Origin of the sequence: Alloalcanivorax sp. C16-2, assembly GCF_046507615.1 — a bacterium.
GTDB classification, from domain to species: domain Bacteria; phylum Pseudomonadota; class Gammaproteobacteria; order Pseudomonadales; family Alcanivoracaceae; genus Alloalcanivorax; species Alloalcanivorax marinus_A.
The window spans coordinates 314,647-327,956 of record NZ_JBKFTL010000003.1; the positions used below are offsets into that span (position 1 = coordinate 314,647).

Below are 13,310 nucleotides of genomic sequence, written 5' to 3' on the forward strand. Positions count from 1 at the left end.
GGTGGCCGAGAATCCCCCCTGGGCCAGGCTGGCCCTGCAACTGGACGGCGCCGGCGGCGCCGAGCCCTTCACGCTTGGCGAGCGGCTGCCCGAGCGGCGCGAGCCGGTCTGGGTGCATCTGGACTACACCGCCGACGACGCCTACCAGTGGCTGCTGGCGCAGCCGTCGATCCCCGATGCCGTGGCCGAGGCTCTGGTCACCCCGGATACCCGGCCCCGGGCGGCGGAGGTGGGCGGCGGGTTGCTGGTCTATCTACGCGGCGTGAATCTGTACCCGGACGCCCGCCCCGAGGACATGATCGCCATCCGTCTGTGGCTGAAGGACAACCTGATCATCAGCACCCAGAAGCGCCAGCTTTTCACCGTCAACGAGATCAGTGACAACCTGCTCAAGGGCGAGGGACCGGCGTCCGGTTCCGAATTGCTGGCCTGGCTGGTGGATGGGCTGACCTGGCGCATGGAGGACGTGATCGAGCGGCTGGAGGATCTGGTGGGGCAGTGCTCCGATGCGCTGGAACATTCGCCGGACCGGGCACTGACCCATGCCATCAGCGGCGTACGCCGGCGCGCCATTGCCCTGCGTCGCTATCTGGCGCCTCAGCGAGAGGCGATCAGCCGGCTGCAGGGCGACGCACGCCTGGACCGTGATGACGCGGAAATGGTCCGTGAAGCGGGAGACCGTCTGACACGCCTGGTGGAGGATCTGGACGCCGCCCGGGATCAGGCCACGCTGCTCCAGGAAGAAGTGTTTTCGGTGCAGAACGAGGCGATCAATGATCGCATGTACCTGCTGGCGATCATCAGCGCGATCTTTCTGCCGCTGGGTTTTCTCACCGGCCTGTTCGGCATCAACATCGGCGGCATGCCCGGCGTCGAGGACCCGAACGCCTTCTGGTGGTTCCTGGGCTTTCTGGGGGTGATTTCGGTGTTCTTGCTGCTCTGGATGGTGCGCCAGCGCTGGTTCGGCGACCGCGCCAGCAAGGCGGTGCGCCTTGGGCGGCTGGGGGTGCTGACGCGCACCTCGTGGTTACTGCGCAAGAAGTGAATCAGAAGAGGCTCGGATTCCGGCTCGGCCGCATTGCGGCTGAAACGGTACGCCGCTCGCTCCTACCGCATTCTACTGCCGTAGGAGCGGGCGGCGTACCGCGTTAGCCGCGATGGGCGGTGGCTAGGCCGGCCTGCGCTGGTAAATCGGGCGTGGGTCGTGCACGTCGCCCTGATAGGTGATGGTGAACGGTCGCAGACCGTTTTCCAGTGCTTCCTCGATGTCCCGGTCGGCGCGCACCTCGAAGGCATTGAAGCCCACCCGGTGCAGATAGAACAACTGATCCTGCAGTACGTCTCCCACCGCGCGCACTTCGCCTTCGAAGCGGTAGCGGGTGCGCAGCTCGCGGGCGTAGGAGTAGCCGCGACCGTCCTTGAACGCCGGGAAATGCACCGCCACCAGCGGCAGGCGGGGCAGATCGTCGGCCAGATCCGCCGGCTCCTCGCCGGGCTCGAGGCACACCCCCACCGGATCGGCGCGCTCCAGCAGGGCGTCCCGGTGGGCTTTCCAGTAGGCCAGCGGTACGATCACCGCGCCTTTGTCCGGCAGGCCGGCGGCCTCCAGTTGCTCCGCGTCGAAACGGGTCCAGATGTTGGCGACGATCTCGCCGTCGACGATGACCCGCTCGGGGTTGGCGTTAGCCATAGACGCTCTCCTTGAACGGGTCCATGCCGATGCGCTCGTAGGTGTCGATGAAGGGCTCGTTTTCCAGGCGACGGTCCACGTAGGTATTGATGATCTTCTCGATCACGTCGGTGACCTCGTGGGACTCGAAGGAGGGGCCCATCTTCTCGCCGATGCGCGATATCTTGTCGCCGCGACCACCCAGGGTGATCTGGTAGAACTCCTTGCCTTTCTTGTCCACGCCGAGAATGCCGATATGGCCGATGTGGTGATGACCGCAGGCGTTCATGCAGCCGGAGATGTTGATGTCCAGCGGGCCCAGATCGTGCACGTAGTCGATGTCGTCGAAGCGGCGCTGAATGCCCTCGGCGATGGGCACGGACTTGGCGTTGGCCAGCGCGCACAGGTCACCGCCCGGGCAGGCGACGATGTCGGTGAGCAGCCCCAGGTTGGGGGTGGCGAAGCCGAGTGCGTCCAGCTCTTCCCAGACCACGAACAGATCATCCTTGGCGACGTCGGCGAGCACCATGTTCTGCTGGTGGGTATTGCGCACCTCGCCGAAGCTGTATTGGTCCGCCAGATCGGCCAGTTTCTCGAACTGCTCGTCGCTGATGTCACCGGGAATACGCCCGGTTTTCTTCAGGCTCACGGTCACCGCCCGGTAGCCGTCTTGCTTATGGGGCCGGGTATTGGTGTGGTACCAGCGGTTGAAGGCACGGTGTTCCTCCAGTGCCTTGTCCAGGACGCCGCTGTCCTGGCCGTCGCGGTAGTCGGGGCGGGTGAAGCACTCACGAATACGCGCTACTTCTTCCTCGGTGAGGGTCATGGAGCCGCCCTTGAGCTCGGCGAATTCCGCCTCCACCAGCTCGCGGAAACGGTCCGGCCCCAGGGCCTTGACCAGAATCTTGATGCGCGCCTTGTACTTGTTGTCCCGGTTACCGTATTTGTTGTACACCCGAAGGGTCGCTTCCAGGTAGGCAAGCAGATCGCGCCAGGGCACCAATTCGCCGATCAGGGCACCGGTCATCGGGGTGCGGCCCAGGCCGCCGCCGGCCCACACCTGGAAGGCGGTCTCGCCGTCGGCGCCGTGCACCACCTGCACGCCGATGTCATGCACGCCAATCACCGCCGGGTCCGCGTCGGGCACCGCGTTCACGGCGATTTTGAACTTGCGCGGGAGGTAGGCGAATTCCGGGTTGAAGGTCGACCACTGACGAATGATCTCGCACCAGGGGCGGGGGTCTTCCACCTCACCGGGATTGACGCCGGCGTATTCGTCGGTGGTGATATTGCGAATGCAGTTGCCGCTGGTCTGGATCGCGTGCATCTGCACCTTGGCCAGTTCGGCGAGGATGTCCGGGACTTCCTCCACCTGGGGCCAGTTGAGCTGGATGTTCTGGCGGGTGCTGACGTGGGCAAAGCCCTTGTCGTACTCACGGGTGATCGCGCCCAGGGTACGCAACTGGGCGCTGGAAAGCATCCCATAGGGCACCGAGATGCGCAGCATGGGTGCGTAGCGCTGAATGTAGAGGCCGTTCTGCAAACGCAGGGCAAGGAACTCGTCCTCGCTCAACTGGCCGGCCAGGTAGCGCCGGGTCTGGTCGCGGTACTGGGCTACCCGCTCTTCCAGAAGCCGTTGATCGTAGTCCTGATAAACGTACATGAGATACCGTTGCGCACTGTTTAATGCATTGATTCGTAAAGAGTAATCTCTTTACCCATCGGATTTGGGCGGGAATGTAGCAAAGCCCGCTTATACTTAAAAGAAATATATTGCTATATCTCTAGGCGTACCTTGCATAAGCGGGCGGGGCAGGGCGGCGGGCGTCAGCCGCCCTGGGCGGCGCTGAGCACCATGTTCACGACGATGAACATGCCGATGACGATGGCGATCACCACCACCACGTAGACGCCGATGTAATCGCCGGCCTTGCCCTTCTCGAAGTCCCGTTCCCGGTTGGCGCCGCTCTGCACGCCGAAAACGGCGGCCAGCACGCTGTGCACCACCTGGATGAAACGGGGACGTTGATCCGGCTCTTTTTGTTCGTTGCTGCTCATGGTTACCTCGACAGGCGATCCGCACGGGTCACAATTCAATGCCGGCCCAGCCGCGCTTGAGCCACAGGCCGCACAGCAGGGAAGACGTAATCAGACGCTGCGCCGCCTGGGCCAGCCAGATGCCGAGCAACCCGTAACCCAGCACCGGCCCGATGATATAGGCCAGGGGCAAAAAGAAAAACCATTGGACCGCCAGGGTGACGACCATCACCGAGCGCGCCGCGCCGGCCCCCAGCAGCGCCTGGGTGAAGACGATGGCGACGCCGTCCAGGCAGATCGCCAGGCCGGTGATCATCAGTGGCAGGCGGCCCAGTTCCACCAGTTCCGGTTGTTTCAGGAACAACCCCAGTACCTGGTCGGGGATCAGCCACATCGGCAAGGCCAGCAGGAACAGCAGCACGATCGCCACCCGGGTGACGTCCCAGCCCCAGCGATAGGCGTCGTCCGGATCGCCGCGCCCCAGGGCCTGGCCGACCAGGGACGCCGCCGCCAGCCCCAGCCCGATGGCCGGCAGAATCAGAAACAGGATCAGGGTGATGAGAATGTGCGCCACCGCCACTTCCTCGGTGCCGACCCGGCCGATCACCCAGAACAGCAGAGTCAGGCCGCCGGCGAAGAAGAACTGCTGGACGCCGTTGGGCAGGCTGACGCGCAGAATGTGGCGGAAGGTCAGCGCCGGTGGCCATTCGCGCAGGAAACCGTGCTCGCGACTGTGGCGCCAGGTCTGCAACAGATACAGGCCGCTGCCGATGTACAGCGCCAGGCTGGTGCCCAGCCCGGCGCCGGCGGCGCCCAGGGCGGGCAGGCCGAGATGACCGAAGATCAGGCAATAGCTCAGCGCCACGTTGATCACATGGGTAATCACCAGGGTGCGCATGTACACCAGGGGGCGGTTGATGCCGTTCCAGTAACCGCGATAGCTGAAGTTCATGGCCACCGCCCAGACGCTGAGCAGGCGCATGTCCAGGTAGGCGCTACCGATCCGCGCCACCTCCGGGTCTGGCGCCAGCAGCCCCATGGCGGGCCGGCTGGCCACCCAGAACAGTAAGGAAATCGGCACCGCCAGGGCGAAGCCCAGCGCCAGCCCGGCGTTCAGCGGCACCGCGTAGTGGGCCTCGGCGCGCTCGCCCTTGCGGCGTGCCACCATGGCCTGAACGCCGGCGCCCAGGCCAATCACCACGCTGATCGACATGAAAGCGGCGTAACCGCCCAGTCCCACGCCCGCCAGAGCCTGGCCGCCCAGGCTGCCGACCATGGCGGCGTCCACCAGGTTGAGCAGGCTCTGGCTGGCCATGGCGGCCATGATCGGCAATGCCAGAGCAAGAATGCGTCGGCTGCGGAGTAGCACGGATCGAAGGGTCCCGGTCCAAGGAAGCGGGCACCTTAGCAGAAAGGCCGGTTCTACCCCAGCGATAGCGTGGGCCCATTGCAACCGGCCAGTACCTGACTAAAATAGTCAGGAAAGTGGCAACCGGGAAACGGCATGACCGAACCTCTTATCCGCATCACAGACTCCGCTCAGGAGTACCTGCGCGACCTGCTGTCCCGCCAGGACCAGGACGGCATCGGCGTGCGCATCTTCGTGGAACGCCCTGGCACCCCGCACGCGGAGTGCTGCATGGCCTACTGCCCGGACGGCGAGCAGGAAGACGAAGACGTGCGCTATGAATACGAAGGCTTCCACGCCTTCATCGAGGGCAAGAGCGTGCGTTACCTGGAAGACGCCGTGATCGACTTCAAGAAGGACTCCATGGGTGGCCAGCTTACCTTCCGCGCGCCGAAGTCGCGGGTACCGGACATCAGCCCGGACGCCACCCTGGAAGAGCGCATCAATTACATTCTGTACGCCGAGATCAATCCGAATCTGGCGGCTCACGGCGGCAACGTGCAGTTGCTGGAGCTCACCGACGAAAACGTGGCGATTCTCGAATTCGGCGGTGGCTGCCAGGGGTGCTCGGTGGTGGACGTGACCCTCAAGGATGGCGTGGAACGGACCCTGATGGAGCAGCTCCCGGAGCTTACCGGCGTGCGCGACAAGACCGACCACACCGTGACCGAGAACGCCTACTACCAGTAAGCCCCGCCTTGAACCCTACCCGCAGTTCGGCCGACGCCCGGCGGCCCGGGCCTGCTGGTAGATCGGCCGTACTTCCGGCAACCGTGCCTGCAGCCCTTGGATGCGGGTCTCGTTGCTGGGGTGGGTGGACAGCAATTCCGGAGGCGCCGAGCCGCCGGCGGCGGCCATGTTCCGCCACAGATCGACGCTCTGTTCCGGATTGAAGCCGGCTTCGGCCATCAGTTGCAGACCGACGACGTCCGCCTCCGCCTCGTGCTTGCGGCTGAACGGCAACTGCACGCCATACTGCGCGCCCACGCCGAGCAGGCCCATCAGCGTTTGTTTCTCGGCGCTGTCGCCGCCGGCGAGAGCGGCCACCAGCTGGGTGCCGGTCTGGGTGGCGTACTGAATCGACATGCGTTCATTGGAATGCTGGGCGATCACGTGACCCACTTCGTGGCCGATCACCGCCGCCAACTGGTCCTGGTTCTTGGCCACCTTGAGCAGGCCGGTATGCACGCCGATCTTGCCGCCGGGCAGGGCGAAGGCATTGGCGGAATCGTCCTTGAATACGGTGACTTCCCACTCCTGATCGGAGTCCACCACCGAGGTAATGGCGTCGGCCACGCACTGCACGTAGCGTGCTTCGGCGGTACCGCTGACCGTCGGTTGCTCCTGCTTCATCTCGGAATAGGCCTGAATCCCCATCTGGTCCATCTCCGAAGCCGGCAGCAACAGGAACTGCTGGCGGCCCAGCGGCGAAGTGGCGCAGGCGGCCAGCAACAGTACCGTCAGGGCGGGCAGGGCGAGACGTTTCATCGTATTGATACTCCTTTTGTTCATTTCCATTCGCGCAGGTGGCGGCGGGCGACCCAGAGTAGCCATGTGGACCACAGCCCGCCAGCCAATAATAGCAGCACGCCGAGCACGGAGATGCCCCAAGGGGCCGGTGGCACCCGACCGGCCAGCATCAGGCTGCCACCGATCAGGGCGGCGGCGGCCAGCAAGGTTTGTACCTGGCGGTACTGACCGCGTTCCAGCCGAGCCACCAGCGCCTCCAGATGGCGCGGGTCCAGGCCGTTCTCCTGGCCCGGGCGCGGCGCGCCCGGCGCGGTGGGCGGCGCGTAGGCGCGGTCGACCATCTCCAGGGCGCGCAGGCTCAGGCTGCGGGCCAGGCGGCGCGGGGAGTAGCGCTGGCGCACCAGCCGTTGCAGCAGTGGCCGGGCTTCCTCGATCAGGTCGAAATCCGGGTTGAGTAGCCGGCCGAACCCCTCCAGGGTCAGCAGCGCCTTGAGCAGCAGCGCGATGTCGGCGGGCAGCACCAGACCATGGTTGCGGATCAACGCGGTGATGTCGGTCAGCAGGGCGCCCAGATCCAGCTGCGCCAGGGGCAGGCCGTAATACAGCGAGACCACGTCCTCCACGTCCGCCACCAGAGCCTCGAACTGCACCGGCTGACCGTCGGACCAGCCGGCCAGCACCGCCGCCGCGTGTTCCGATTCCCGGGTGATCACGGCGCGCACCAGACGTACCACCTGGTCACGGCGCCCGTCGCTGAGCTTGCCAACCATGCCAAAGTCGAGCATGGCGATGCGGTTGTCGGGCAGGATCAGGAAATTGCCGGGGTGGGGGTCGGCGTGGAAGAAGCCGTCCTCCAGGGCCATTTTCCAGGCCACCAGGGCACCGCGCCGGGCGATCAGGGGCCGGTCCAGGCCGGCGGCATCGAGTTGATCCAGGGCTCGGGCCGGGATGCCGTCGATGCGCTGCTGTACCTGCAAGGAGGGCCCGCTCAGGGTGCCGTACACCCGTGGCACGGTGAGCCACTTGAAGGCGCGCAGGTTGCGACGGATGCGCTCCGCGTTGCGCGCTTCGATGGTGAAATCCAGTTCCCGGGTCAGGGATCGGCGAAACTCGCGCACCAGTTCCACGGGGCGGTAGCGGCGTAGTTCCTCGGAGTTATCCGAGGCCAGCTTGGCGAGTTGATCCAGCAGCCGCAGATCGGAATGGATCATGGCCTCGATACCGGGCTTGCGCACCTTGATGACCACCCGGTCGCCGCGTCGGGTGACGGCGCCGTGCACCTGGGCGATGGAGGCCACCCCCAGGGGCTGTTCGTCGACGGCGGCGAACAGGCGCTCGAGAGGTTGGCCCAGGGCCGCTTCCACCGCCGGGCGCAGGCTGTCGAAGGGCAGCGGACGGGCGCGGTCCTGAAGGCGCTCGAACTGGTCGATCCAGTCCGGTGGGAACAGATCCACCCGGGTCGCCAGCACCTGGCCCAGCTTCACGTAGGTAGGCCCCATTTCCTCCAGGGCATGACGCAGGCGCTCGGCGGTGCCCATGCGCAGCATGCGGTGGTCGCCGCCGGCGCGCACCAGGCGGCCGGCCTGCTCCACCGGCGTCGCCAGCCCCAGCCGGCGCAGCATATCGGCGAAACCATACTTGAGAAGTACCGCCGCCAGTTGGTTGATACGGCGCAGATCGCGGCCGGTGTGCAGCAAATTCATGGTGTCAGGGTTCCTTGACGCCTTCCGCGGCCAGCAGCGCCTTCTTACGCGCCACGCCCCAGTGGTAGCCGCCCAGGCCACCGGCCCGGGGCACCACCCGGTGGCAGGGTACCAGCAAGGCGATGCGGTTGCTGCCCACGGCGCTGCCCACTGCCCGGGCCTGGCTACGGAGAGCATGGGCCAGCTCACCGTAGTGGCGGGTCTGGCCCGGGGGAATCTCCAGCAGGGCACGCCAGACCGCCCGCTGGAACGGCGTACCCACCAGGTGCAGCGGGGTGGCCGCTGGCGCCGCCAACAGGTTGGCGATGGCGCCTTGGTCGGCGGCCTCCAGGGAAGCCTTGGGGAAGCGCCGCGCCAGTTGCGCGCGGCCGTCATCGACGTCCTCGGCGAAACTCAGCATTACCAGCCCATGGGATGACCATGCCGCCACCATGCCGCCGTGCTCGGTGTCGGCGAAGGTCCAGGTCAGGACACCGCCGAAGCGGTCGTCCTCGGCGGCAACCCGGGCTGCCGGCAAGGCGCCCCGGACCGGTTCCGGCAGGCGCCGGCGCAGCCAGTCCTCCAGCGCTTCGGCAATGCGTTCCGGGCGATCCTCCGGCACGTAATGAAGGCCCCGGCCGCCGTCCACCACTTCCAGATCGGGCAGGCGCTGGGCCAGCCAGGCGACCCGGCTGCGGCCAAGCACCGCGCCGGGGTGAAAATGCAGCAGCAACATGGGCTGCGGCATGCCGGCCAGGCCCCGCTCGATCTCCTCGATGGCGCGGTGGGCCTCGGTGTCGCGGTCATTGATCGGCAGTTCGCCAGGAAACACGCGGATCGGATAGCGGCTGCGCGCATCCGGGAAGGGGGCGCGATAGGCGGCCATGACACTGCGGGGCAGTGGCCGGAAGGTGCTCAGGCGCAGTACCAGATCGACAAACAGGTTGTGCCGCTGCAGCAACCAGTAGGACAGGCGCTGGCGGCGAAACGCGAAGAACAACGGCCGTGCCGCCAGCGGGAATTCTTCCCAATCGAAGGTGAACGGGAAGGTTTCCATGAAGCACAGCCGCGCCACCCGGCGCGGTTCCTGCTGCGCCAGCCGGAAGCCGATGGGCCCGCCCCAGTCGTGCAGCACCAGGGTCACGTCGTTGAGGTCCAGGGCGGCGACGAATTCGCGGATGTAGTGGTAATGGGTCAGGAAGCGGTAATCCAGCTCCGGCTTGTCGCTGCGGCCAAAGCCGATCAGATCCGGCGCCACGCAGCGGTAACGGTCGCGCAGCGGCTTGATCACGTTGCGCCACAGGTAGCTGCTGGTGGGGTTGCCGTGCAGGAACAGCAGGGTGGGGCCCTGTCCGTCGTCGATGTAATGCAGGCGATGACCGTCTATGGTCTGGTAGCGCGAGGTGAACGGGTAGTCGGCGAATCCCATGCCATGCGTCCCGGCGGCTTTTCTGGCAAGATGCCACGGCCCCGATGACGACTGCAAGCGTGATGACCATGGCGAAACCCTTCGTGCGCAAGGACCTGGTGGAAGTAAAGGAAAGCCCGATCCATGGCCGTGGGCTGTTCGCCCGGGCAGCCATCCCCCGCGATACCGTGCTGGGCGTGCTCAAGACCAAGCCGGCCAGGGGTGACGGTCCCTATGTGCTGTGGCTGGACGACGAGGGCGAGGAGCGCTACCGGGTGCTCTGCGACCTGCGCTACATCAACCACGCCAAGAAGCCGAACGTGGCTTATTACGACGACCTCACCGTGGTGGCCCTGAAGAACATCAAGACGGGGCAGGAATTGCTGCACGATTACGGCGAGGACTGGAGCTGATCGCGATCCGGAATTGCCGTAGGAGCGATTTCAGTCGCGATCGCCTTCAGAACGGCACCGGTGAATGGAATTCGCTCCATAAACCGGTGATCGGATGGTTGAACGCCAGCGTCTCGGCGTGCAGCAGCAAGCGATCGCTGCGTCCCAGCACCTCCGCCGGCGCGTACAGGTCGCAGCCCAGAATCGGGTGGCCGATTTCCCGGCAATGAATGCGCAGTTGGTGGCTGCGGCCGGTGACCGGCATCAGCCGCAGGCGGGTGTGTTGCAGGTTTGGGGCGCGCTCCAGCACCCGCCAGCGGGTAAGCGCCGGCTTGCCGGTTTCGAAACACACCTTCTGCAGTGGCCGGTTGGGCCAGTCGGGGCACAGCGGCAGGTCGATCTCACCTTGCTCCTCGCCCACCAGCCCTTGCACCACCGCCTGATAGGCCTTGGCGATCCGGCGTTGCTGGAAAGCGCGGCTCAGGCCACTCTGCGCCGCCCGGGTCAGGGCAAATACCATCACTCCCGAGGTGTCCAGGTCCAGGCGGTGCACCAGACGCAGCTTCGGATCGCGCTGCTTGAGACGGGTGGTAACGCAATCCCGGTTTTCCGGAGCGCGGCCCGGCACGCTGAGCAGGAACGGCGGTTTATTCACCACCAGAATATGGTCGTCCCGGTACAGCTCGGTGACCGGTTCCCGGCATTCGGGCACGATGTAGCGCGCCGGCTGCTCGGCGCGGGTAGGGCGGCGCGGCCCGCCGCCCGAGTCCCGGTCACCGTCCCCAGACAATGTCGTGGACGTCCTGGTAGCGTTCCGCGAAGTGCACGGTCATGCCCTTCTTGAGATAGTCCGGCAATTCCTTGTAGTCCCGCTCGCAGGCCTTGGGCAGGATCAGCTCGCGGATGCCGACCCGGCGCGCGGCGATCACTTTTTCGCGGATGCCGCCCACCGCCAGCACCTGGCCGGTGAGGGTCAGCTCGCCGGTCATCGCCAGCTTGCGCGGCAGCCGCTTGCCGGTGGCCAGGGACACCAGGGCGGTGGCCATGGTGATGCCGGCGCTGGGGCCGTCCTTGGGCGTGGCCCCCTCCGGCACGTGCAGGTGCACGAAGGATTCATCGAACCAGTCGGCACTGCCGCCGAACCTGGGCAGGTGGCTGGCCACATAGCTGTAAGCGATTTCCGCCGATTCTCTCATCACATCGCCAAGCTGGCCGGTCTGCTTGAAGCCGCGCTGATGGGCGTGCACCTGGGTAGCCTCGATGGACAGGGTGGCGCCGCCCATGGCGGTCCAGGCCAGGCCGGTGACCACGCCGACTCCACGCTGGGTCTTCTCTTTCTGGAAATAGGGCTGCCCGAGAAACTCCTCCAGGTTCTTGCCGGTAACGCTCAGCTTCTTCTCGCCGGACAGCAGCCGCACCGCCGCCTTGCGGATGATCTTGTTGAGCTGCTTCTCCAGGTTGCGCACGCCGGCTTCCCGGGCGTAGCCCTCGGCGATTTCCTTGAGCGCGCTGTCGCTGATCTTCAGCTGGGCCGGTTTCACGCCGGCCCGTTCCAGCGCCCGGGGCCACAGGTGGTTGCGGGCGATGGCCACCTTTTCCTCGGTGATGTAGCCGCTCAGACGGATCACTTCCATGCGATCCAGCAGCGGGCCGGGGATCGAGTCCAGAGTGTTGGCGGTGCACACGAACAGGCAGTGGCTCAAGTCCAGGCGCTGATCCAGATAGTGGTCCAGGAAGTCCTGGTTCTGTTCCGGGTCGAGCACCTCCAGCAGCGCGGAGGCCGGGTCGCCCTGGAACGATTGTCCGAGCTTGTCGATCTCGTCGAGCATGATCACCGGGTTGCCGGTGCCGGCGTCCTTGAGCGCCTGGGTGAGCTTGCCGGGCAGGGCGCCGATATAGGTGCGGCGGTGACCCTTGATCTCGGCCTCGTCACGCATGCCGCCGAGACTCAGGCGGTAGAAGCGGCGGTCCAGAGCCTCGGCGATGGAGCGGCCAATACTGGTCTTGCCGACACCGGGCGGGCCCACCAACAGCAGGATCGAGCCTTTTACTTCGCCGCGCATGGCGCCCACGGCAAGAAATTCGATGATGCGGTCCTTCACGTCGGTGAGGCCACTGTGGTGTTCTTCCAGGGTGGCGCGGGCGTGGCCCAGGTCCAGGTTGTCCTCGGAGTAGACGCCCCAGGGCACGCTGGTCAGCCAGTCCAGATAGTTGCGGGTGACCGCGTATTCCGGCGAGCCGGATTCCAGCACGCTGAATTTGCGCAGCTCTTCCTCGAAGCGTTTCTTCACCGCCTCCGGCGGCTTCAGGGCTTCCATGCGCTCGCGGAACTCGTCCGCGTCGGCGGTGCGGTCGTCTTTCTCCAGGCCCAGCTCCCGCTGGATTACCTTGAGCTGCTCCTTGAGGAAGAACTCGCGCTGATGCTTGGTGATCTTTTCGTTGACCTCCTCACGCAGCTGGTTCTGCAACCGAGCTACTTCCACTTCTTTTTTCACCAGGGTGAGCACCCGCTCCATGCGCGCGCGCAGTGGCACGGTTTCCAGGATTTCCTGCAGTTCATCGCCACTGGCGCTGGTCAGGGAAGCGGCGAAGTCGGTAAGCGGCGACGGGTCCCGGGGGGAGAAGTTCTGCAGGTAGTGCTTGAGTCCCTCGTTATAGAGCGGATTGAGGGGCAGCAGCTCCTTGATGGTGTTGATGATCGCCATGGCGTAGGCGCGCAGGCCCTCATCCAGCTCGTCGCGGGATTCCGGGTAACTGACCTCGGCCATGAACGGGCGTTTGCGACTAAGGAAACCCTCCACGCGGAAGCGGGCCAGACCCTGGGCCACCACCTGGAGCTGGTTGTCCTCGCCGTTGACGGCGTGGATCTTCACCAGGCAGCCATATTGGGGGAACTGCTCCGGGTCAACGTCGTCCGGGTCGCGGTCGCCTACGTAGACCAGGCCGAGCGCATGGTGGGGCGTCTGGCCGACCCGTTCCAGGGTGGCGCGCCATTGCTCGGCGTCGAGCAGCAGTGGCTGCACCAGGCCGGGCATGAAGGGGCGCTCGCGTACCGGGATCAGATAAACCCGTTGCGGCAGGGTTTTATCGGGCAGCGCCAGAGCGCCTTGCGGGGTACCTTGTTCGATGGTGGTCTGATTATCGTCCTGACTCATTGACTCGACTCGCTGACAAGCATCACGGAAAACGAATGCATTAAAAGATGGCGCCGGCTATCACGTTTTCAATGGCTCATCGTGCTTGT

12 protein-coding genes are annotated in these 13,310 nt (G+C 65.6%); 3 read left to right on the forward strand and 9 right to left on the reverse strand.

The features are described 5' to 3' along the window. Nucleotide 1 precedes the first annotated feature (1 nt). Nucleotides 2-1,045 (forward strand): zinc transporter ZntB, encoded by a 1,044-nt coding sequence (locus ACLD02_RS15055; RefSeq protein ID WP_410299074.1) that lies wholly within the window; start codon nt 2-4, stop codon nt 1,043-1,045. 123 nt (nt 1,046-1,168) lie between these two features. Here ACLD02_RS15055 and ACLD02_RS15060 read toward each other — a convergent pair whose 3' ends face one another. From ACLD02_RS15060 to ACLD02_RS15075, 4 genes are all read right to left on the reverse strand, one after another. Then, nucleotides 1,169-1,690 (reverse strand): DUF934 domain-containing protein, encoded by a 522-nt coding sequence (locus tag ACLD02_RS15060; RefSeq protein ID WP_410299075.1) that lies wholly within the window; start codon nt 1,688-1,690, stop codon nt 1,169-1,171. Then, the gene (locus ACLD02_RS15065; protein ID WP_410299076.1) at nt 1,683-3,332 is read right to left on the reverse strand and encodes a nitrite/sulfite reductase; all 1,650 of its coding nucleotides are present in this window, start codon (nt 3,330-3,332) and stop codon (nt 1,683-1,685) included. Before ACLD02_RS15065 ends, ACLD02_RS15060 begins: the two co-directional genes overlap by 8 nt. 164 nt (nt 3,333-3,496) lie before the next feature. Further along, nucleotides 3,497-3,727: a DUF2970 domain-containing protein gene (locus ACLD02_RS15070; protein WP_203099764.1), complete on the reverse strand. Its 231-nt coding sequence runs from the start codon at nt 3,725-3,727 to the stop codon at nt 3,497-3,499. A 28-nt stretch (nt 3,728-3,755) separates the two neighbouring features. Beyond that, nucleotides 3,756-5,075 (reverse strand): MATE family efflux transporter, encoded by a 1,320-nt coding sequence (locus ACLD02_RS15075; RefSeq protein WP_410299077.1) that lies wholly within the window; start codon nt 5,073-5,075, stop codon nt 3,756-3,758. Nucleotides 5,076-5,210: 135 nt separating this feature from the next. Here ACLD02_RS15075 and nfuA point away from each other — a divergent pair, with 135 nt between their 5' ends. Next, nucleotides 5,211-5,804 carry a Fe-S biogenesis protein NfuA gene (gene nfuA, locus ACLD02_RS15080; RefSeq protein ID WP_410299078.1) on the forward strand — a complete coding sequence of 198 codons (594 nt, stop codon included), beginning with the start codon at nt 5,211-5,213 and terminating at the stop codon, nt 5,802-5,804. 15 nt (nt 5,805-5,819) lie between these two features. On the opposite strand, the gene ACLD02_RS15085 is transcribed toward nfuA, so the two are convergent. The 3 genes from ACLD02_RS15085 to ACLD02_RS15095 are packed head-to-tail and all read right to left on the reverse strand — an operon-like array spanning nt 5,820 to nt 9,695. After that, complete coding sequence (locus tag ACLD02_RS15085; RefSeq protein ID WP_203099760.1) at nt 5,820-6,602, reverse strand: M48 family metallopeptidase; 783 nt, start codon at nt 6,600-6,602, stop codon at nt 5,820-5,822. A gap of 20 nt (nt 6,603-6,622) precedes the next feature. After that, nucleotides 6,623-8,287, reverse strand: coding sequence for an ABC1 kinase family protein (locus ACLD02_RS15090; RefSeq protein ID WP_410299079.1), 1,665 nt, complete (start codon nt 8,285-8,287; stop codon nt 6,623-6,625). Nucleotides 8,288-8,291: 4 nt separating this feature from the next. Further along, nucleotides 8,292-9,695: a haloalkane dehalogenase gene (locus ACLD02_RS15095; protein WP_410299080.1), complete on the reverse strand. Its 1,404-nt coding sequence runs from the start codon at nt 9,693-9,695 to the stop codon at nt 8,292-8,294. A gap of 44 nt (nt 9,696-9,739) precedes the next feature. On the opposite strand from ACLD02_RS15095, the gene ACLD02_RS15100 reads away from it, so the two are divergent. Continuing rightward, a complete protein-coding gene (locus tag ACLD02_RS15100) occupies nt 9,740-10,087 on the forward strand; it encodes an SET domain-containing protein (RefSeq protein WP_338015148.1) in 348 nt (115 codons plus the stop codon). A 46-nt stretch (nt 10,088-10,133) separates the two neighbouring features. Here the strand turns inward: ACLD02_RS15100 and ACLD02_RS15105 are convergent, their stop codons facing one another. Then, nucleotides 10,134-10,856: an RluA family pseudouridine synthase gene (locus ACLD02_RS15105; RefSeq protein WP_410299081.1), complete on the reverse strand. Its 723-nt coding sequence runs from the start codon at nt 10,854-10,856 to the stop codon at nt 10,134-10,136. Further along, nucleotides 10,840-13,221, reverse strand: coding sequence for an endopeptidase La (gene lon / locus ACLD02_RS15110; protein ID WP_203099754.1), 2,382 nt, complete (start codon nt 13,219-13,221; stop codon nt 10,840-10,842). Before lon ends, ACLD02_RS15105 begins: the two co-directional genes overlap by 17 nt. Nucleotides 13,222-13,310: the final 89 nt, after the last annotated feature.